Raw genomic sequence first — 20,898 nt, forward strand, 5'->3', positions numbered from 1 at the left:
CGGCCGGGTCGACCAGCCTAGTTCAGGTTGGTTCGAATTATTATCTCGACAGCATCAGCACCGGCACCGGGCCGACGCTGAAGTACGGGGGCTCGGCGGTGACGGTCGGCATTTTCGGGACGTGGTCACCGGTCGGCGCCGAGCAGGTCTCTGGCGGTTACGACGTCGTCTGGAAGAACGCCGCCAACGGGGCATTCTCGTTCTGGAGCACGGACAGCAACGGCAACTTCGTTACGTACTTGGCTCCTGATGCGGCTGGCAACAGCACGACGGTGACGTCGCTGGAGTCGACATTCCACCAGGACCTCAACGGTGACGGGGTGATCGCCAGTCAGGCTTCAGCCGGCACAGGACTGCACGCGGGGACGGTCCTGGATCAATCAGTAGTTTCCGAAATTCATGCAAACGATGGTGTGGATCTTCTGTTGTTCGGCCCGCACGACGGAGGGTTCATTATCCACTGATGGTGCGACCCATCCCGCGCGGCCTTCGCTTCCGTGGTTTTCTCGGGGTATCTCGCTTTCCGACGGCCGTAACTGTCCGGTCTGCGAGGCTTTTCAGCTTCTGCACGATCTCCGGCCGAGCCGCCGAGCAATTCAATGAGCAACATCGCGGGGCGAGCGGCAGACGCCAGCTTTCTTTAGGTAAGTTCTGGTTGGAGATACCCTGACGCTTGCACACGAGCTTTCGCGATGATCTAGTTATCCGTGAAATTGCAGCCGTCGCTCAGCGGAATCCCTAGTGAAGACAATAACCATCGTTACACCCTGTTATAACGAAGAGCTCAACGTCCGAGATTGCTACGAAGCTGTCCGCCAGGTTTTCAGCGAGCATCTGCCGGGGTATCAACGCGAGCATATCTTTTGCGATAATGCCTCCGAAGACCGCACGGTGGAGATCCTGCGCAATATCGCCACCACCGACAAGTCGGTGCGTATCATCGTCAATGCGCGCAACTTCGGGCCGCTGCGCAACACCTTCAATGGTGTGATGGCCTCGAGCGGTGATGCCGTGCTTCTGTTCATGCCGGCCGACCTCCAGGATCCACCGGAGTTGATCCCCGACTTCGTCAAGCTATGGGAAGCGGGCAACGAGATCGTCTACGGCATCCGTGCGGTGCGCGAGGAAGGGCGGCTGATGCGCAGCATCCGCAATGGCTATTACCAGTTGCTCACCCGTTTCTCCGAGATCAAGGTGCCGCCGGGCGTGGGTGACTTTCAGCTCGTCGACCGCAATGTGGTCGAACGGATGCGGCAGGTACGTGACGGATATCCGTTCATGCGGATGATGACTTTCGAATGTGGCGGCCGCGCTGTCGGTGTGCCTTATGCTTGGCGCGCGCGCAAGAAAGGGCTGTCGAAAAATCGTGCGGCGGCGCTCATCGACCAGGGGCTCAACGGGCTGGTCTCCTTCACCTCGGCGCCGCTGCGGTTCGGCCTTTATGCCGGCTTCGCGCTGTCCTTCGCGAGCATCGCCTATGCCGTCATAAACCTGCTGCTCGGCCTGCTCCTCTATCAACGCCTTGCCGAGCCCGGCATCCTGACCCTCATCGTCGCGATGTTCTTTTTCGGCGGCGTCCAGCTCTTCTTCATGGGAATGATCGGCGAATACATTCTGGCGATCTACGGCCAGGTCCGTGAAAAGCCCGTCGTGTTCGAGCGCGAGCGCGTCAATTTCGAAGGGCCATCGCCCTCGTAGGGCTCACTTTGCGGTCCGTTCCGCGACATCGTACCAGGCAAGCGTTTCGCGCAGTCCCTGATCGAGCCCTATTGCGGGATGCCAGCCCAAAGCTCCCAGCCGCGTCATGTCGGCCGCAAGGACCATGATCTGGTCTGGCCGATACGGTACCTCGCCAAAGCCCAGTTCGCCGGTGCCGATCAGGTCGCGCAGCCGCTCCACGGTATCGCGGAGCTGCGGCGCATCGGGACTGCCCAGATTGTAGGTGCCTTGCGCTGCCGGGCTTGCGAGCACGAGGCGGACGGCGGCCGCAGCATCGCGGGCATGGAGAAGGCCCCAGCGCTGCTCGCAGGCGGTCAGCGCCATACGACCGTTGGCGCGCAGGGTCCGGATCAGGCTCGGAATCAGCCACGACTCGCCATCCTTCGGACCGTACGTCGAGAATATGCGTAGCCAGGCGAAGCGCAGCTTGCGTTCGGCGCAACGGCACTCGACCATCATCCCGCTCGCGAGCTTGGCGATGCCGTAGAACGTTGTCGGGTGCGGTGCATCGCTCTCGGCGATTGCATGATCGTAAGGACCGTATTCGGCCTGCGACCCTGCACCGACGAAGGTCGTTGCGCCCGCGTCTGCTGCGAGGTCAGCCAGCTCCACGGCGTCGGCGATGTTGCGCACCTGGTCCTTGCTGTTTCGTTCGCTGTTGCCCACCCCGCGCCAGGCCATGTGGACGACGGCATCCGGCGCAAAGGAACGAAGCCCGTTCCCGACTGCGGTCGGATCATCCAGTGTGCCTTCGATAGCGGCGAGACGGTCCAGGATGGCGGCCAGACGCCAGGGCTTGGTGCCCGGCCGCAACAGCACCGCGACGTCGTGTCCCCGCGCGACCAGGTCTTCTGCGACGTAAGACCCCAGAAAGCCCGTGGCCCCCGTCACGAATATGCGCATCGCGATCCCGCCAATGCTCTTGAGTGACTTACCGCCAAGGTCATCCTACGCGGTGCGCAGCGAAGCCGGCCTCGGATAGTCCACGAAGCGGTTGCCTTCCGCGTATTCGCTCTCGCCGAGATAGGGAAACTGATCGTTGATGGGGCGTCCCATCTCGAGCTTGGGCTCGATCAGCGTGTGTTCGCTCAGCATCACATCGATCACGATCGGGCCGCCAGTGAAGAGCCCCGGCTCGATCTGCTCTAGACGCTCGATGCGAGCGTAGCGCAAGCCGTAGGCCGTCGCCAGCGCGCCGAAATCCGGGAAGCTCAGGCCGTCGCGCGAAGCGCTGTAGCGGCTCTGCATGTAGCTGTCCTGGAACTGCTTGATGATGCCGTACGACCCATTGTTCATGACGATGATAGCGATGTCGAGATTGTTGTGCCGGACGGTCTGAAGCTCCTGGATGTTGACGTGAAAACCGCCGTCGCCATTGTAGGAAATGACCTGCCGGTCCGGGCGGTCGATCTTGGCTCCAATCGCGGCCGGCAGCGCGTATCCCATCGGCGAGTTGCCGCCCGGATTGAACAGCGTGTGCTGCTTCACCTTGAACGCCTGGTAGAGCCAGCAGACGGCGGCGCCGGTGTCGCCGATGACGATCGCATCCTCCGCGATGATCCCGTTGACCCGGCGGATCACGTCGTAGGGCGACAGCGAGTTCAACCGCGCCGCCGACGTGCTGACTTCCTTGTGGTAGTAGCGCTGCTTCATCCCGGCGACATAGTCGCCCCACTCGCGGCTCGGCGGCCGAGTATCGAGCTGGCGCAACACTTCGGGCATCTCGGCAAAATCGAGGTGACTGACGCGGTAGCCGTCGTTGCGATATTTGGCGAGTTCCTCCTTGTCAACATCGACGACATGGACGGTGGCGCCGGTCGCGAACTGCTTGGTGTTGCCGGAGCGCTGGCGGTTGTCCAGCCGGCTGCCGAGCACGATCACAGCGTCGGCGTTCTGCAATACGAAGTTCGCGCCGCGATTGCCGTAAACGCCCATCTGCCCGACGAAGCCCGGGTGATCGTGGTTGAAATAGCTGAGCCCGGCCCAGCTCGAGACGAACGGCAGACCGCTGCGCTGCAGCCAGTCCGCAACGTCCCGCTCGACACCGGCAAGCCCCACGCCCGCGCCCCAGAGCACCACCGCACGCTTTGCCTCGGCCAGCGTCCGCTTCAGGTCCGCCAGCACTTGCGCCGGCGCTTCCGTCGTCGCAGGCAGCCTCGACGGAAGCAGGATATCGTCCCCCACCTCGGCCTGCTGGATGTCCATGGGGATGTCGACCAGCACCGGACCCATACGGCCTGACGTTGCGATCGAGTAGGCCTTGGCCAGCTCTTCGCGCAGCTCGGCCGCGCTCTTGACCATCACTGCGTATTTGGTGACCGGCCGGACCATCTCCACGATCCTGGTTTCCTGGAACCCGGCCTGGCGCACATTGGCCCCTTGGAATGCGCTGCTCTCGCGCTGGTTCACCTGACCGGTGATGTGCAGGGACGGAATGGAATCGAAATGTGAGGTGGCGATCCCGGTGATGAGGTTGGTCGCTCCCGGACCGGAAGTCGCCAGGGTCACGCCGACCTTGTGACTGACGCGCCACAACGCGTCCGCAGCCATCGCCGCGCCCTGCTCGTGCTGGAAGCAGGTGTAGTGGAGCTTCGGATGCTGCGCGATCGCATCGATCATGAACGCGCAGGCGCCTCCGGTCAGGAGAAAGACGCGATCGCTTCCGACCCGCGCGAGGAATTCCGCAATGTACTGTGCTCCGTTCATCGCGTCATTCCCACCCCTAGGCGCCGCGGGTCTGGGCGGCGCAAAAATCCTGGATCACCTCCAGCACGTAACCGATGTGCTCGTCGCCTAGCCCCGGATAGACGCCGATCCAGAAGGTCTGGTTCATGATCGTATCGCTGTTGGCGAGCGAGCCGTGTACGCGGAAATTCCGTCCGATCATGTAGGGCTGCCGCACCAGATTGCCGCCGAACAGCAGCCTTGTGCCGATCCCGCGTTCGTTCAGATGCCGCACGATCGCGTCACGCTTGAACGGCGCACCCTCGCGGACCGTCAACACGAAGCCGAACCACGAGGGTTCGCTGTTCGGCGTCGGCTCGGGCAGGATGAAGAATTCCTGGAGCGGCTTGAGCCCGTGCTTCAACAGATCGAAATTCAGCCGCCGGGCGGCGATGAAGCCTTCGAGATGGTCGAGCTGCGAAACGCCGACTGCCGCCTGCATGTCGGTGATCTTCAGATTGAAGCCGAGATGGCTGTAGATGTACTTGTGATCATAGCCATAGGGCAGCTCACCGAGTTGCCAGTCGAAGCGGCGCTGGCAGGTGTTGTCCTTGCCGGGATCGCAATAGCAGTCGCGTCCCCAGTCGCGGAACGTCTCCATCGCGCGACGCAGGGCGGGGTGGCTGGTGAACACCGCGCCGCCTTCGCCCATCGTGATGTGGTGAGCCGGATAGAAACTGAGCGTGCCGATGTCGCCGAACGTGCCGACATGACGCCCCGAAAACGTCGCACCGAGCGCGTCGCAACAATCTTCGATCAGCCAGAGCTTATGCCGCTTGGCGATGTCGGCGATCTTGCCGACGTCGAACGGGTTGCCGAGCGTGTGCGCCACCATGATCGCTCGCGTGTTCGGCGTGATCGCCTCTTCCACGAGTTCCGGAATGATGTTGTAGGTGGGAATGTCGACGTCGACGAAGACCGGCACCATGCCCTGCGTCATCGCGGGATTGACGGTCGTCGGAAATCCGGTCGCCGCCGTGATCACCTCGCTTCCGGCCGGAACCGGCCGGTCGCGGAGCAGGGGCGAGGTCAGAGCCGAGAAAGCGACAAGATTGGCCGACGAGCCGGAGTTGACGGTCATGGCGTAGCGGGCGCCGACGCGCTTGGCGAGCTTCTGCTGGAACTCCTCGTTGAAGCGGCCGGCGGTCAGCCAGAAATCCAGCGCCGAATCGACCAGCGACTTGACGTCGCTCGCATCGAAGACTCGGCCCGATACGGGCACCGACGACTGCCCGGCGACGAACGGTTTCGACGCATGCGCGATGGCGGAGTATTCCTCCACCAGTTCCATGATCGATGCCCTGATCTCTTCGGAGCTTCGTTGACCTGTCCGCGCGGGTGCTGACGCCGATTTCATGTGAATGACTTTGCGTTGACCGCGTCGGCTTGGCCGCGAGATGGTTCGGATACTGACGGTGGGACGCCGTGCGAAACGGCACCATCCAGGACGAGTTCGAGCTGTTCGAGAGAGAGGCGACGAAGGTCCTGGCCGCGTTGGAGCGCCTTGTACCAGTCAACGGTAAGGCCCAGCCCTCGCAAGAGGTCGAGACGCTGCGTCCAGTTCAGTCGCGACCGGGCTCGCTCGCAATCAAGCCTCAGAAAGGCGGCTTCATGGGGATGCAGGCCGTCATCGCTGGTCCAGCTGGCGCCATCAGCCCACAGCGTCTGCAAATGCTCAACGACCGTCCTCACCGGCTGCTCGCTGTCGGCGTTCGGGCCGAAGTTCCAGCCATCGGCAAAACTCTCGTCGGCGACCAGCTTCTCCACCAGGCTGAAATAACCCAGAACAGGGTCGAGAACGTGCTGCCAGGGACGCACCGAATTGGGATTGCGGATGCGCAGCGGCTGCCGGTCCAAGAACGACTGCATCGCATCCGGGACCAAGCGGTCGCGCGCCCAGTCGCCGCCACCAAACACGTTGCCTGCCCGTGCGCTGGCAATGCGAGCCGTTCCCCTTTCGGCAAAGAAGCTTCGCCGATAGGAATCGGTCACGAGTTCCGCACAGGCTTTGCTGTTGCTATAGGGATCGTTGCCGCCGAGACGGTCGTTCTCGCGGAAGGCGGTTTGGCCGCCATTGTTCTCGTAACATTTGTCGCTGGTGACGATCAGGACGGCCTTTACGGTCGGCAGATGCCGCGCGGCCTCCAGCACATGCACCGTTCCCATCACGTTGGTCGCGAAGGTCTCGACCGGTTCGGCATAGGAGGGTCGCACCAGCGCCTGCGCCGCCATATGAATGATCACGTCGGGCTGGGCTTCCGAGAGCGCCGCACGCAGCTTGCCGAGATCACGAACGTCGGCAAGGCAATGGTTGATATCGTCCGCGACCCGCGCAGCGACGAACAGCGACGATGGATGGGTCGGCGGCAAGGAGTAGCCATAGATAGTGGCACCGAAGCGTCGCAGCAGCAGCGAAGCCCATGCGCCCTTGAAGCCCGTATGCCCAGTCAGAAAGACCTTCTTGCCCCGCCAGAACGCCGGATCCGTCACCAAACCCTCCACCGGGCTCGGTTGTTTGCCCACTCATCCTCGAGGTAGTTGCGATCGCGCAACGTATCCATAGGATGCCAGAAGCCAGGATGCACAAAAGCCCGTAGCTCATCTCTGCGGGCAAGCTGCTCCATGGGGTCGCGTTCCCACACGGTCTGGTCGCCAGTAATCAGGTCGCCGATCGAAGGGGATAACAGGAAGAAGCCACCATTGATCCAGCCGCCATCATTGTGCGGCTTCTCTTCGAAATTGACGACCCTGTCGCCTTCGATTGCAACCGCGCCGAAGCGTCGCGCAGGCCGTACCACCGAAACGGTAGCCTTGCGACCGTGCTTTCTGTGGAAGGCGATCTGGGCCTCGAGATCGATATCGGCGACGCCGTCGCCATAGGTCAGGGCAAAAAACGGCTCATCGGCGACGTAGGAAAGCACGCGCTTGAGCCGACCGCCGGTCTGGCTTTCTTCGCCGGTATCGACCAGGGTGACCCTCCACGGCTCTGCGGTTTCACGGTGCACTTCCATCCGATTTTCGGCGAGGTGAAACGTGACGTCGGACATGTGAAGGAAGTAGTTCGCGAAATACTCCTTGATCATGTAGCCCTTGTAGCCGAGGCAGATCACGAAATCATTGAAGCCGTAACGGCTGTAGATCTTCATGATATGCCAGAGGATGGGGCGGCCGCCGATTTCAACCATCGGCTTTGGGCGAGTCGTTGTCTCCTCGGCTATTCGGGTTCCCAAACCACCCGCAAGGATTACAGCTTTCATCAACCAGCTCCGAACGGGGAAGTCCGTTCCTTCGTATTGCGCTGCTTCTATACGAGGCTTTGCACTTGGAAAACTATTCAAGAGGAAGCCTTATGCGGATGAGGTAATATAATACCATATTTGAGCTGCGCATCTGCTCCGCTGCTATAGTGCTCGGTGTGCGATGACGGGCTGGGGGATGTGGCGGTCATTTTCGTTCGATACGTCCTGCGCGATTTGATATCGGCGTTGCGCGCGTCCCGGTTCTTGGAGCGGACACGAATCGGATCGGGCCCTGTGAGGCGCGACAGGCGTTTCAGCTCGGCACGCGCCTTCTCGGTCTGCGGATCGTCGCCGTGGCGCTCGCCGAGGAGGTCGAATGCCCCCGGCGTTCCCTTCCGGCGGGCGAGCCATGTCCTTCGGCGACCGCTTCGAAGTTGAAGGCGGTCATCGCATCGTATAAACGTTCGATCCTGATGGCCGGAAGAGCCTGTTGCCAGAGTAGGAGCAGCGGTCGGTCGGGCTCGCGTTAGAGCTTGCGGCGAACCCTTTAATGATGTCGCGACAGCATCGATACTTCGCTCGCGAACCGGTTCACTCCACTCGGATCCCAGAGGCTCAGTCTTGACCGATGCGCCACATGGGCAGGAGAATGCGGCGGATACGGCTGTGCCCGGCCGCGTGGGGCGCCTACAGCGGCTTATCCACGGTTGGTCGGCAAATCTGGTGCAGCTTCTGCTCGGTCTAACCCAGCAGCTTGTCCTCATTCCGGCATTCCTGCATTTCTGGACGGGCGACGTTCTGGCGGCATGGCTCGCGATCTATGCGACTGGAAGTCTCATGGTTGTTGCCGATGCGGGATTGCAATTGCGCGCCGTCAACCGCTTTCTCGCTTTCAAGTCCTGCTCTGACTGCGATGGAAGGACGGCAAGCTTCTATGCCGGCATACTGCAGATCTATTTCTCGCTCGTCGTAGCGCTATCCATCTTGCTGGTCGGCGCCGCACTGCTCTGGCCGCCCTCCCTGATACTCGGTTTTCACGCGACTGCGACCTTCGATTCAGCTCTGCTTGTGATGGGCGTGGGCACGCTCCTGACCGTGCCCGCCAACCTGGCCTCCGGCCTCTACCGCGCGCACGGTCGATACGGCCGCACGGTCTGGCTGCAAAACGTAGCGCTTCTGCTCGGCCAGATTACCCAAGTGATTGCGATTATCGTTTTCGGCAGCCTGCTTGCGGTGGCTGTTGCTTTTGTTTCAACGCAGGTGGTTCTGGCGGCTTTTCTCGTTGCGATCGATGCACCGCGCCTGTTTCCCTTTCTCCGCCGCAGCGGCCGACGGCGGCCTCGGAGCCGATCATGGCGGTGGGGTATTGGACAACTCGGCCTTGCGCTGCCTTTTGCGGCCGGCAGCTTCACCGAATTGGCGCTCGTCAACTTGCCTGTGCTGCTGGTGAGCTCCCTCGTCGTCGACCGCGTCGCGGTGGCGCAGTGGGGCTTGACCCGGGTGATCGCGAGCTTGGTGCGGGGGCTCTGCCAGCAGGCGAGCATGCCGCTCGCTGCCGAGCTTGGCCACGATTACGCGATCGGTGACCAGGAGCGGCTGCGCCGGCTCTATGCCCGTGGATCAGTCTTCGTGACGATGATCGCCTGCCTGGTTGTCGCGGGGTTACTGCCCTTTTGGGCCGACTTCTTCACGCTGTGGACACACGGCAGCATTCCCTACGATGCGCCACTCGCCATCACGCTCTTGCTCGGCTCCGCCGCGGTCGCACCCTCGCTGTTGGCGCTGGTCTTCGCCTATCACAGCAATCGTGGCGCTCTGTTGGCCCGCACCAAGCTGCTGCAACTCGCCGTCTTCCTGGCGCTGTCATTCGTTCTGATCCCGAGGCTCGGACCGTTGGGAGCCGCGCTCGCCATTGTTGCAAGCGATCTTGGCGTGCAATTCGGCCTGCTCGGGCTCGTTATTATGGGCCAGACTTTGCAACGCCCGCTGCGGCACGTTGCCTTCCTCGTCGCGCTCGCGCTCGCGATCGTGCTGACGGGATGGGGCATCGGCATCGTGGTCACCTCGCTGCTAGGAGGAGGGGGGATTGCGCATTTCATTGCCGAATGCGCGATCTGGCTGATAGTCGTTAGCGTCATTGCGAGCCCACTTGCGAGCAGGAAGCTCCGCGCCCGTCTGACGGCGGTCATTCCGACGTGACGACCGTCCAGAGAAACGTCAGCGGGGCGCGAGCGCCAAGCGGTGCTTCAACCGTTGCATATGCCGTGCGAACTGCTGTCGCCCGGCCGCCGTCTCCTTCGCAAGCTGCTCGAGCTGGAGCTGGCCGGCGGCGCGCAGCCGATCACGCGTGCCTTCCGCGCGGAGGGTGACGATCGCATCCGCGAGTGAGCACGGATCGTCATAGTCGAACAGGAGCGCGGCGTCGCCGGCCTGGGCCTTGAAGGCTTCGGGATAGATCACGGGCGTGCCGACCGCCCAGGCTTCCAGCGGCGGAAGATTGGTCGGGCCGAAATAGCTCGGCATCACCAGCGCTGCGGCGCCACGATAGAGCGCGCCGAGCTCGGCGGACTCGACGAAGCCGATGATAGAGACCTGGTCCGACAGACCGTAGGTGCGGATCGCGGCGTTGATCTTGTCGCGGCCGCCGCGATCCGAACCGCACAGCACCAGCCGTTCGGTGATGCCCCGTTCGCGCAAGCTTGCGAGGGCCGCGAGCAGCGTCATGTGGTTCTTGTGCGGCCAGAACTGCGCCGGATAGAACAGATAGCCGGGCTCGAGCCGGTATTTCGCGAGCACCGCCGCATCATCGGTGGCGTCGGGCGCACCCTGGCTGACATAGGCCGAGGGCGAGAACGGGATGCAGACCGCACGATCGCGTTCCATGGCGTAGCGGCGGGAGAGGTCGTCGATCAGCTCGGGCGCATTCACGATCACCACCGCCGCCTTGGTGCTGGCGAGACCGAACAGGATCTCGCGGCGCTCGAATTCGCCGAAGGTCCTCACCTCCGGAAACTCCGGCGCGTCACGATGGCAGCCGTCGAAGATCGTGATGATGAAGGGCAGCTCGTAGAGCAGCAGGTACCGCTTCGAGGTCGAGGTGAAGTGCACGACGTCGATGCCGTCGCGGATCAGCGCGCGTTCGAACGGCGATTTCAGCTTCAGCGCGATCTGGACGAGATCGAACGGTCCGCAATATTTGAGGAACAGGAAGAAGTGGTCAGACGCGCCGAACTTGAGGAGGCGGGCGGTGACGTTGAACTCCTTCAGAATCTCCAGCGTTTTCGGATAGGGCGAGTAGACCACGATCTCGTTGCCGGACTTCGCCGCCCAGTCGCGCAGCCAGAGCAGATCGTTGAGCGGCTGCTGGAAACCGCCGCCGACCTCGAGCGCCTGCTCCAGCATGACGGCGAGTCGCAGCGGCCTCACGGCGTGCCGCTCTTTCTGGCGACAGCGTAGGCCGCCCAACTCTTCGAACTCGGCGCGTCCTGCGTCAGCCATGCAGCGTGAGCGGCGGGCTGGAAGCCGCTCGCCTCAAGCGCGGCGTCGATCTCGAACGGAAACCAGTAGCGCATGTGGTGCGCTTCATCGACGCGCCGGATCGTGGCGCGCTCCGTGTCTTCGCAGAACAGCGTGTAGTTCACGGTGACGGTCGCGGCCTGCTCGTCATGATCGGATTGCGCGATGCGGGTGAGGCGCAGCGGCTTCTGCTCGATCACCTTGACCCGGGTTTCGACGCCCTGCGCGAGCACCGCGCCACCATACCAATAATCGAAGAAGAACGTGCCGCCCGGCTTCAGCGCGGCGTGCGCGGTACGGAACATGGCCGCCAGCGCATCGCGGCTGGTCTGGTAGCTAGCGACGTGAAACAGCGACACCACCGCATCGAAGTCGCGTTCGGGGCCCGTCTCGCAGGCATTGCCCTGGCGGAACGGAATCGATAGCCCGGCCCGCTCGGCGCGCGCCTTGGCACTCGCGATCATCTCATGGCTCAGATCGATGCCGGCAACGCTCCACCCCTGGCGTGCGAAGGCGAGCGCATGCAGGCCGGTGCCGCAGCCGAGATCGAGCAGCCTGCCCGAGGAAACGCCGTGGTCGCGCAGGCGCGCTTCGACGAACGCCGTCTCCGCGCCGTAATCCTTGTCCTGATAGAGGAGGTCGTACCAGGGCGCGTATTCGGCGAACACCGTCACGCCAGAATCTCCTTCAGCGCCTGCGCCGAGCGAGCGATCTCGTCATCGGTCAAGGCAAGGCCGCTCGGCAGGTAAAACCCGCGGCGCGCGATGTATTCCGCGTTCGGATGGCTTTCGTCGAGCATCAGGCCCATCCGGCGCAGCACCGGCTGTTCGTGCATGCACCAGAAGAACGGCCGCGTTCCGATGCCCTTCTCGCCGAGGCGGCGCATCGCCTCCTTGGCGTCGAATGGCACATCGTCGTTCAGCACGATGCCGTAGACCCAGTAGATGTTGTCGGCATAGCTGGTTCGGGCAACCGGGCGGCGGATGCTGTTGAGGCCACCGAGATGCTCGTCATAGAGCCGGCCGATCCGACGTTTGATCTCGACCGTGCGCGGCAGGCGCTCGACCTGGGCGACGCCGAGCGCGGCCTGGAGATTGGTCATGCGCGCGTTCCAGCCGAGCTCCTCGTGGACGAAGCGCTGCTGCGGCTGGAAGCAGAGGTTGCGATAGCCTTGCAGGCGATCGGCGAGGGCGTTGTCGTCGGTGAGGATCATACCGCCTTCACCGGTCGTGACGTGCTTGTTGGGATAGAAGCTGAAGGTCGAGACGTCGCCGAAGCTGCCGCAGGGCTTGCCGCGATAGGTCTGGCCGTGCATCTCGGCGGCGTCCTCGATCACCTTCAGATCGTGCTTGTGCGCCAGCGCCAGGATCGGATCGAGATCGACGGGCAGACCGTAGATGTGAACCAGCATGATCGCGCGGGTGCGCGGCGTGATCGCGGCTTCGACGCCCTCGGCCGTCATGTTCCAGGTCGCGGGGTCGCAATCGACCCCGACGGGGACGAGGCCGGCGCGCACGATCGCGGCGGCGCAGCTGATGATCGTGAAGGTCGGGATGATGACCTCCGCGCCTTGCTCGAGCCCGAGCGCATGAACGGCGATGTCAAGCGCGACCGAGCCATTGGTCACGGCGATGCCGTGGCGCCGTCCCGCAGCCTCGGCCATCGCCTGCTCGAAGCGCTTGATGAACGGTCCCTCGGAGGAGATCCATCCGGTGCGGATGCATTCGGCAAGATAGTCGGCCTCGTTGCCGTCGAGCAGCGGAGTGTTGACGGGAATGAACGGCGCACTCACTGGTTCGGGCCTTTGATCCGGATTTCGGACGGAGAGGCTTCGGCAAACCGGGTCTTGTCGGCCTCGCCGGAATACGGACCTTGCTTGACCTCGAACATCTCGAGCGGTTCGAGCACGTGGAAGCCATGGGCGCCGCTGCAGAGCAGGATGATGTCGCCGGCGCCGAGCACGCGGCTTTCGAGATATTTTTCCTCGACGGTGTAGAAGTCGACCTGGAGCTTACCCTTCTGGATCAACAGGACCTCCTGGGTGTAGTGCACTTCGCGCGTCACCTTGTTGTGGCGATGCGGCTCGATGCTCTTGCCCTTCGGATGGCTCATATAGGCGAGCTGCTGCGACAGTTCGGGCGTCGAAAAGAAATGGATACCCGGCTCGCAGAACGAGGCGCGCACGATGATCGCATACAGCTGGTCGCCGAATCGAACATGTTCGACGTGTTCCATCGTAGGCCTCGATAAAAAGCGATGCAATTAGAATGAGATAGCTATCTCGCTGCGCACTTTGGCTACTTTGGCCGGGACCGTCAAGGGCAGACCGAATATGACAAACGCCTTGCCCGCGAGCGGGATTCAGCCGACGAAAGCCAGGATCTCTTCGACGCGTCGACGGAAGGTGTGGGCGGCAAATGTCCTTGCCTGTCCCTCCGTTGCGATGGACCTACGCGCCGCGTCGTCGCCGAGATAGCGTTCGATCTGCGCAAGGCAGTCTTCGACCGTGCGCCAGGTCGCGACCTCGCGCTCGGGCTCGAACAGCGTGTGGAGATTGTCCTTGAAGTCGGTGAGCAGGAATGCGCCGACGCCAGTCGCTTCGAACAGCCGTGCATTGCCGGCCTCGCGGCCGGCCATGTCGATGTGCGAGTTGAGCGTGACGCGCGAGGCGCGCAGCGCCTGGTACATCTCCACGCCCCACACCTCGCCCTGGTAGCAGCGATGCAGGGGCGAGGAGGCGGGAAGGGATTGGAGGCCGCTGCCGAACAGCTTGAGATCGTAGCGCCGTGCCACCGCTTCGAGCTGCGCGACGCGGAGCTGGTGATCCGCCGACACCGCACCGACGAAGGTGACGTCGAAATTCTGCGCCGGCGGTGGCGGCAGGATGTCGAGAATGCCGGGCTCGAAGGCGAGATGGACCACCTCGGCGCGCGCGCCGTGGGCGCGGAAGAAATCCACCACCGCGGCCATCTGCGAGATCATGAGGTCGTAGACCGACCAGTCCTCGCCGCGCGAGGGCGAGATGCCGACCTGGCCGATCAGGATCGGACGGCCGATCTGTTTGATCCGGCGAGCGAGGCGGGTGTCGACGTGAAACAGATCCTGGTTGAGGACGAGATCGGGTTTGAAGTCCTCGATCTGCGCCAGCAGGATCTTTTCAGCCTCCTCATCGAGCCGCGGGCTGAGCCCGACCTTGCGCGCGAGCGGTCTCAGCATCGGCTTGAATGGCGCGACCGCGCGTTGCAGCCAGCCGGGAATGACATCGCGCGCGGCCGGCGCGCCGGGCGGTGCCGGCTCGGTGACGGCAAGGCCGTGCTCGCGCGCCCAGGCCGCGCGCATCCAGGGATTGTTGACATGGATGTCGGCGGCGGCATGCCCGAGGCCGGCGAAATTGCGCGAGTAGAAATCGGCGACGCCGAACAAGCTGGCATTCCGCGCCGCCATCTGCGCCGCGTAGGTTTCATTCTCGAGGCCCGGATGGCGCCGGTAGAGCCAGGAGAGGAAGCGCGGATAGTCAGCATTGAGGAGCAGGATGCGCATCGAGCTGTGTTGCACCGCGAGGACATAGGCCACTCTTGGAACGGACGGTGTTTCCTAGTCCAAGAGGAGCTTAATGATGATCGTAAGCACGCCTTGTTCGAAAGGTGGTCGACAAGTTCAGCCATCCGAAAAGGAACAAGGTCTGCTCTGCATCTGCCGCTCGAAGATGCCGCAATGTGGATAGAAAGTTTCCCTCCCCGGGGCAAGGCCCGGTTGACGGCAATTCGGCACGCTCGGATGATCAGTCTGAGGTGGCATTCCTTTGACCCGACGCCGGCGTGAAGAAATACTCACCAGGTCCATCATTGATGACGCCGGCGCGGGTTTTTCGACCGACGCCAATTCCCAAAATACTGGCCAGCGTGAGCTTCACGAGCTTACCCACGTGACGGCCGACGGCCGGCATCATAGGCGGCTTTTCCCAGTTGACTGGTTGACCCCGGGGGCCTCTCAATCGTATTGATCGTTCCTTTCATACGTTGCAGCGCACAGGCATTGGTTGCTCGTTCATGGATGGTGGTTATGAACTGGATGCTGAGAAAGCCAGTTGCTACCGGAATTGCGACAACTCCATCGCGTCCGGTGTCGCACAGAGGCTTGCTCAATCCAGTGAGTACGCGAGGAGAGCTTTGGATGAAAGTCCCATTCTTGGACCTGCAGGCAATCAATGGCCAGTTGCGGTTGGAACTTGCTCGTGCACAAGACCGGGTTCTATCATCTGGCTGGTATATCCTCGGCCCCGAGGTAGAAGCCTTTGAGAAGGAATTTGCCGCGTACTGCGAAACAGCACACGCGGTTGGAGTAGGAAATGGGCTCGATGCCCTTCACCTTATTCTCAGGGGCTACGACATTGGTGCCGGTCACGAGGTGATCGTTCCTGCAAACACCTTCATTGCGACCTGGCTCGCAGTTACACATGCGGGGGCTACGCCGGTTCCGGTCGAGCCTAGGCCCGACACATACAACATCGACGTCTCTAAGATCGAGGAGAAGATTACCTCCAGGACGCGAGCTATTATCGTCGTCCATCTTTACGGTCAGCCTGCAGAGATGGAAGCCATCAACGAGATCGGTAGAAGGCATTCAATAAAGGTCATTGAAGATGCGGCCCAAGCTCACGGTGCCACCTACCGGAACCGCCGCGCCGGGGCATTGGCAGACGCGGCCGGATTTAGCTTCTATCCGGGAAAAAACCTGGGAGCTCTCGGCGATGGCGGGGCTATCGTAACGAACGACCCCATACTAGCGAAGCGTACTCGCGAGCTGTCGAACTATGGATCTTCTCGAAAGTACCACCACGATGTAATCGGGTTTAACACGAGACTGGATGAGCTTCAGGCCGCATATCTGCGGGTTAAGCTCAAGGCCTTGGATCGGATGAACGAAATTCGGAGTGCTCAAGCTGCTCGATACATGCAGCTTCTGGCGGGCTCTCCAATAGTGCTACCCGGTGTGATCGATTCGGTACGGCCATCCTGGCATCTATTTGTTGTTCAGGTAGCCGAGAGAAGCAGGGTCATCGAATACTTGACCGAGAAAGGTATCGCGACCCTGATCCACTACCCCATCAGCCCGGCAGACTCAAACGCCTATCAAGGTCTCGTTGCAGGTTGTACTATTACATCGTTGTTCAGCTCAAAGGTGCTCAGTTTACCGATAGGGCCGCATCTTGAGCTCGGTCAGATCGATTACGTGAGCGAGCATCTTATCGATGCCATTTCGCCGGTTGATAAGCACTTTGCGGCGAAAACATGACATCTGCTTTCATTCATCCCCTGTCTGATGTTCAGAGCAAGCGGATCGGAGATCGATCCCGTATATGGCAGTTCGTTGTCATCCTTCCCGAAGCAATAATAGGCGAAGACTGCAATATTTGCTCCCATTGCTTTATCGAAAACGATGTGCGCGTAGGAAATAGAGTCACGCTCAAGTGCGGCGTGCAACTTTGGGACGGAATAGTAGTCGAGGACGACGTCTTCATAGGACCCAACGTTACGTTCTCAAATGATCGCTTTCCCCGCAGCCGGAACCGAGAGGCTTGCCTCGAGACAACTATCATCGAAAGCGGCGCATCCATAGGTGCCGGCGCCGTGTTGCTTCCCGGTGTTCGAGTGGGAAGAAATGCGATGATCGGCGCAGGCGCAGTGGTTGTGAGCGATGTTGCGGAGGAAACAGTAGTGGTCGGAAATCCCGCGCGAGTGATTTCAACGGTCAAGTCGGGGCTTGCAAAGTGAGCATCGAGGGCTGCAAGATCGTTGATTTGCCAAAGATAAGCGATCCCCGCGGAAACTTGACGTTTATAGAGTCAAATCGACACGTCCCGTTTGATATCAAGCGCGTATACTATCTTTACGATGTGCCGGGCGGATCGGAACGAGGGGGACATGCGCACAAAGCCCTTACCCAATTGATCGTGGCCATGGCGGGCAGCTTCGATGTTCGCATCGATGATGGAAATCAAAAACGTGTATTTCACTTAAATCGATCTTATTATGGCCTGCTGCTAACTCCAATGATCTGGCGCGAACTGGACAATTTTTCATCGGGCTCGGTCTGCATGGTCTTGGCTTCAAACCTATACGACGAGGAGGATTACTACCGCGACTATACCTCCTATTTGGCAGATGTGCGCCGGGGTGAGGATTCGGGCTGACCTTGTAGTGCTTGCGCCGTCAAACCTTACATAGTATGCAACGCGGCGCTCTATGTCGGGGCTCGCCCACCTCGCCGCGAGGGCGGTGATGATCGAGGTTTGATCGCCAAATCGGATTGGTGAGGGGGCTACATTAGTGTAACCGACGTGAATATAGTCCGCGCTTCAGCATTTACGTCCATTGCCACCTTGGCAAGACTTCTGTCGAGTCTCGTGATAGTCAAGCTTGTTGCTTGGTTTGCTGGTCCCGAAGGTGTAGGCAAGCTGGGGCAATTGCTCAGCCTCATATCGTTGCTCGCTGTGTTCGGAGGCGGCGGTATCGGCAGCGGGATTGTGAAATACGTCGCTGAGCTTCGTAACTCCGTTGCCAGCCTCAAGAGGTTCCTGGGGACGGCCGCCTTTTTTGCAATCATCAGCAGTTTCTTGATTACGGTGGGAGCTTTGCTCTTTAGGCAGCCGCTCACCTTGTACCTTTTGCAGGATAGTCAATATCAAGCCCTGATCACGATTCTCGCGGTAGTCCAGCCTTTCATCGCCGCGAACAGCTTCTTTATTTCGGTTCTGACCGGTTGCGGCGACTTGCGGCGCGTGTCGCTTGGCTACACTCTTTCGGCTGTAATGAGCGTTGTCCTGGCCGGAGCCTTGGGGGGGGTTCTGCACGCGTACGGCGCCTTGTTGGCGTTGATCGGGAGCCAGGCGCTCGCGCTCGCGGTAACGCTTTTCCTAGTCGCCCGAAGTCCGCATCGTGAGCTGTTTCGATTCAGTATTTCGATCGATAGAGCGATCGCAACCAAGCTCTTCCAGTTCTCACTGATGTCCGTTGCTTCGGCAATTCTTCCTCATTTGGTGGGTCTATGGATAAGAGGCCACTTGGCCGAGCAGTTGTCGTGGCAAGAGGTGGGCTATTGGCAGGCGGTCGGCAAGATTTCGGAAGCGTATCTACTGTTTTTCACTGTTCCGATTGCCTCGTATTATGTCCCGAGAGTGTCAGCGATTACGGACTATCGTTCGTTCAAGCGGGAAATCACCAGCGCCTTCGTTCATATCGTCCCGACGGTTATCTTGATCGCGTCGCTGGTGTATGTACTCCGGAGTTTGCTGCTCCGAGTTCTGTTTAGTGAGGACTTTGCGCCGGCGGAATCGTTGTTCCTTCCGCAACTAGTTGGAGATGTGATCAAGGTAACCTCGTTCATCTTCTCCTATGTGATGGTGGCTCGCGCCATGACGATGTCCTTGATTGTTGCGGAGGTGCTTTTCAGCGCCAATTACATTCTTCTGGTTGCTGTCTTCACGCCTCAATTTGGTTTGATGGGTGCGATGTATGCGTTCGCAATCAGCTACGCCTGCTATCTCGCTTGCGTCGGGTGGTTCACTTGGCGGTACGTGCGAACAGCGTCTTGGTCGGATTCGGCAGGCGCTGAACAGCAGGTCGTTCGAACGGGTGGCGTATGACCGCGGTGCCTTTAGTCTCAGTCTTGGTTCCAGCCTACAATCACGCACGCTACATACGTAGATGCTTGGATAGCATTCTGGAGGATGCATATCCGCGGAAGGAGTTGGTCGTAATTGACGACGGTTCGACGGACGGTACAGCCGACATCATATCGGATTGGATCAGTCGCAACTCAAGCAGTCTCGATGTTCGGTTTCGTTACCAGGAAAATAGGGGCATTTCTCGAACTCTCAATGAACTGGGCAGACTTGCAAACGGTGAATTCTTGAGGGTTGTTGCAAGCGATGATTTTCTGTTGCCAGCGGGCATCACCACTCAAGTCGATTACCTGCAGCAAGCTCCTTCGAGGCTCGCGGTTTTCGGGGATGCAATTGTTGTGGACGGGCAAGATCACAGAGTCCACGACAGCCTCATTTCGGATGTTTATGGAGCCGACAAGTCTGAATACCTGACGCCTGAATCTCTCAGTAGGCAGATAATCTGTCGTTGGTCTGTTGGTGGACCAGTTCTGATGATTCGAAAGACCGCATTTGAAGCGCTAGAAGGCTGGAACGAAGAGCTCTCAGTCGAAGACTGGGACATCTACTTGCGCCTCCTTGCCGTGGGTGGCTTGGGCTTCGTCGACATGCCGGTAGGCGCTTATCGGCTCCATGGGTCAAATACCAGCCGCACGCAGATCGTTGAGAAAAGAATACGTAATCTCCAGGATATGAAAAAGACGGCTAGGCGCTGTAGCCATTTGTTTGGAAGTCCTTATTCTACTCTCTTGCGCGCGCAAGAGAGCTTGGCTTCAGCGAAGATCAGTTTTTTGCAGCGGCGCTACTTACACTTGGCCCTCGATATAGTGAAATTCATGGGTCTAAGATCTTTAGTCGCATTCAGGTAGTTGATAAGACAGCATGCTACTGACGCTACTAAGATATCCATCCTCCTATCTGGCGTTCCCGATGCTGATCGCGTCAACGGGAATGGCATTAACTTTCGAATTTTCTGTCGATGTGCTTGGAGGTGTGTTGTTTTTCGCGATCGCCGCAGTCGCGGTCGTCATGCTCGACTTCATCCTCAACATTCGTCTGCCTCCGCTACGGTCCTTTCAGGGCATGGACTTCTCGGGAACGCGTCAGGGAATTGTCGCCGCGGGGCTTTGCTGCTTGGTGGCAGCGTTCTGCATCGTCGACCTGACAGCTTTTCCAATCCCGCTGATCGTAGATCCGACATCTTACGCAACGTTCGATGGCGGTCGCAATCACGTGCGACATATTTCAAATTTAAGCTGGATAATGCCGCCTATTGCTTTGCTTTGCTTCAAATGCAGGATCGCGCGCATTGTCCTGATCGCGATCGGACTGATCTTCCCGATTCTTGTTATCGATCGGAACCGTCTGTTCGCGGCGTTGTTTTCTTTGCTGCTCACGGTCATTCTTCAGCAGCAGAAGTCGCCGCTGCTTTCCCGAAACGTCATTCTGCCTCTACTGCTGGGAGGGCTGGGGGTCTTTTCACTGTTGGGAGCTATTCGCTCGGGGGCGTTGGACGGGCTGACCTTGCCGTTGAGCGGATTGTTCCTGAACTCGCCGCAAGGCGTGAAGTGGTTGTTGCTATATGTGAGTGCCGGCGTCTACAACTTTTCCTCCATCATGGCGAAGGACTATCATAATGCCGGCGTGCTGGTCGCCCAACTTCTCCCGTTCCACGGTTCGGTGGCGACGCTCGGGATGGACATACCGTTCGATGCGCCAACCATCAATGTCGGGACAGAGTTCTTTCCATTCTTGATCGCGCTCGGGTGGGGTGGCGCGATGATCAGCGTCTTTGCCCTCTATGGCATGCTGCTGTGGAGTATTGTGCTTTTGCACAAGGGCGTAGCGGTCTGGCGGTTTCTTATTTTTCTGCGCATCGCATACGTGTCCGTTATGTCTCCGTTTGCTCCACAGGCTTTTACCTGGACGAATTTCGGTTTCGTGGCGATCTGTTTGATGATTCCGATCATGGCGCATTTTCTTCCTGAGCGAAGGGCCGAAGGGGGGCTGATTAGGGATGACCGAAGATAGAACTTC

At 60.3% G+C, this 20,898-nt stretch carries 19 protein-coding genes and 1 pseudogene; 9 read left to right on the forward strand and 11 right to left on the reverse strand.

The genetic code is table 11. The features are described 5' to 3' along the window. Both AC0L3X_RS18785 and AC0L3X_RS18790 read left to right on the forward strand, forming a co-directional pair. A pseudogene (locus AC0L3X_RS18785) lies at positions 1-464 on the forward strand (NF038122 family metalloprotease); the annotation flags it as partial. A 277-nt stretch (positions 465-741) separates the two neighbouring features. Continuing rightward, positions 742-1,698 (forward strand): glycosyltransferase family 2 protein, encoded by a 957-nt coding sequence (locus AC0L3X_RS18790; RefSeq protein ID WP_473316655.1) that lies wholly within the window; start codon positions 742-744, stop codon positions 1,696-1,698. A gap of 3 nt (positions 1,699-1,701) precedes the next feature. Here AC0L3X_RS18790 and AC0L3X_RS18795 read toward each other — a convergent pair whose 3' ends face one another. From AC0L3X_RS18795 to rfbF, 5 genes are read right to left on the reverse strand one after another with little or no spacing between them, the layout of a single operon-like run. Next, complete coding sequence (locus tag AC0L3X_RS18795) at positions 1,702-2,622, reverse strand: NAD-dependent epimerase/dehydratase family protein (RefSeq protein WP_473316656.1); 921 nt, start codon at positions 2,620-2,622, stop codon at positions 1,702-1,704. 45 nt (positions 2,623-2,667) lie between these two features. Further along, positions 2,668-4,425, reverse strand: coding sequence for a thiamine pyrophosphate-binding protein (locus AC0L3X_RS18800; RefSeq protein WP_473316657.1), 1,758 nt, complete (start codon positions 4,423-4,425; stop codon positions 2,668-2,670). A 16-nt stretch (positions 4,426-4,441) separates the two neighbouring features. Then, positions 4,442-5,800: a lipopolysaccharide biosynthesis protein RfbH gene (gene rfbH, locus AC0L3X_RS18805; protein ID WP_473316658.1), complete on the reverse strand. Its 1,359-nt coding sequence runs from the start codon at positions 5,798-5,800 to the stop codon at positions 4,442-4,444. Further along, entirely contained in the window at positions 5,797-6,933 is a 1,137-nt protein-coding gene (gene rfbG, locus AC0L3X_RS18810) for a CDP-glucose 4,6-dehydratase (RefSeq protein ID WP_473316659.1), read from the reverse strand. Before rfbG ends, rfbH begins: the two co-directional genes overlap by 4 nt. Next, positions 6,930-7,700 (reverse strand): glucose-1-phosphate cytidylyltransferase, encoded by a 771-nt coding sequence (gene rfbF, locus AC0L3X_RS18815; RefSeq protein ID WP_354078435.1) that lies wholly within the window; start codon positions 7,698-7,700, stop codon positions 6,930-6,932. The genes rfbG and rfbF overlap by 4 nt, the downstream gene beginning before the upstream one ends. A 603-nt stretch (positions 7,701-8,303) precedes the next feature. Between rfbF and AC0L3X_RS18820 the strand changes: the two genes are divergently transcribed. Further along, entirely contained in the window at positions 8,304-9,881 is a 1,578-nt protein-coding gene (locus tag AC0L3X_RS18820) for a lipopolysaccharide biosynthesis protein (RefSeq protein WP_473316660.1), read from the forward strand. Between the two features lie 18 nt (positions 9,882-9,899). Here AC0L3X_RS18820 and AC0L3X_RS18825 read toward each other — a convergent pair whose 3' ends face one another. The 6 genes from AC0L3X_RS18825 to AC0L3X_RS18850 all read right to left on the reverse strand — a co-directional run bounded on the left by AC0L3X_RS18825 (position 9,900) and on the right by AC0L3X_RS18850 (position 15,147). Further along, positions 9,900-11,108 (reverse strand): glycosyltransferase, encoded by a 1,209-nt coding sequence (locus AC0L3X_RS18825; RefSeq protein WP_473316661.1) that lies wholly within the window; start codon positions 11,106-11,108, stop codon positions 9,900-9,902. Next, complete coding sequence (locus AC0L3X_RS18830; protein WP_473316662.1) at positions 11,105-11,872, reverse strand: class I SAM-dependent DNA methyltransferase; 768 nt, start codon at positions 11,870-11,872, stop codon at positions 11,105-11,107. The genes AC0L3X_RS18825 and AC0L3X_RS18830 overlap by 4 nt, the downstream gene beginning before the upstream one ends. Beyond that, the gene (locus AC0L3X_RS18835; RefSeq protein ID WP_473316663.1) at positions 11,869-12,990 is read right to left on the reverse strand and encodes a DegT/DnrJ/EryC1/StrS family aminotransferase; all 1,122 of its coding nucleotides are present in this window, start codon (positions 12,988-12,990) and stop codon (positions 11,869-11,871) included. Before AC0L3X_RS18835 ends, AC0L3X_RS18830 begins: the two co-directional genes overlap by 4 nt. Beyond that, positions 12,987-13,433 carry a cupin domain-containing protein gene (locus AC0L3X_RS18840; RefSeq protein ID WP_473316664.1) on the reverse strand — a complete coding sequence of 149 codons (447 nt, stop codon included), beginning with the start codon at positions 13,431-13,433 and terminating at the stop codon, positions 12,987-12,989. The genes AC0L3X_RS18835 and AC0L3X_RS18840 overlap by 4 nt, the downstream gene beginning before the upstream one ends. A gap of 126 nt (positions 13,434-13,559) precedes the next feature. Next, positions 13,560-14,738, reverse strand: a complete 1,179-nt coding sequence (locus AC0L3X_RS18845) for a CgeB family protein (RefSeq protein WP_473316665.1) — start codon at positions 14,736-14,738, stop codon at positions 13,560-13,562. Between the two features lie 241 nt (positions 14,739-14,979). Beyond that, on the reverse strand, positions 14,980-15,147 hold the full coding sequence (locus AC0L3X_RS18850; protein WP_473316666.1) for a hypothetical protein: 168 nt from the start codon (positions 15,145-15,147) through the stop codon (positions 14,980-14,982). A 224-nt stretch (positions 15,148-15,371) separates the two neighbouring features. Here AC0L3X_RS18850 and AC0L3X_RS18855 point away from each other — a divergent pair, with 224 nt between their 5' ends. The 6 genes from AC0L3X_RS18855 (at position 15,372) to AC0L3X_RS18880 (ending at position 20,892) form a co-directional block, all read left to right on the forward strand. After that, the gene (locus tag AC0L3X_RS18855; RefSeq protein ID WP_354078421.1) at positions 15,372-16,493 is read left to right on the forward strand and encodes a DegT/DnrJ/EryC1/StrS family aminotransferase; all 1,122 of its coding nucleotides are present in this window, start codon (positions 15,372-15,374) and stop codon (positions 16,491-16,493) included. Beyond that, complete coding sequence (locus AC0L3X_RS18860) at positions 16,490-16,972, forward strand: acyltransferase (protein ID WP_354078419.1); 483 nt, start codon at positions 16,490-16,492, stop codon at positions 16,970-16,972. Before AC0L3X_RS18855 ends, AC0L3X_RS18860 begins: the two co-directional genes overlap by 4 nt. After that, complete coding sequence (locus AC0L3X_RS18865; protein WP_473316667.1) at positions 16,969-17,391, forward strand: sugar 3,4-ketoisomerase; 423 nt, start codon at positions 16,969-16,971, stop codon at positions 17,389-17,391. The genes AC0L3X_RS18860 and AC0L3X_RS18865 overlap by 4 nt, the downstream gene beginning before the upstream one ends. Before the next feature lie 147 nt (positions 17,392-17,538). After that, positions 17,539-18,843, forward strand: coding sequence for an O-antigen translocase (locus tag AC0L3X_RS18870; RefSeq protein ID WP_473316668.1), 1,305 nt, complete (start codon positions 17,539-17,541; stop codon positions 18,841-18,843). Further along, positions 18,840-19,730, forward strand: a complete 891-nt coding sequence (locus AC0L3X_RS18875) for a glycosyltransferase family 2 protein (protein WP_473316669.1) — start codon at positions 18,840-18,842, stop codon at positions 19,728-19,730. Before AC0L3X_RS18870 ends, AC0L3X_RS18875 begins: the two co-directional genes overlap by 4 nt. A gap of 61 nt (positions 19,731-19,791) precedes the next feature. Further along, positions 19,792-20,892: a hypothetical protein gene (locus AC0L3X_RS18880; protein ID WP_473316670.1), complete on the forward strand. Its 1,101-nt coding sequence runs from the start codon at positions 19,792-19,794 to the stop codon at positions 20,890-20,892. Positions 20,893-20,898 lie beyond the last annotated feature (6 nt).

The sequence above is a fragment of the Bradyrhizobium sp. MI1.7 genome (genome assembly GCF_055811795.1).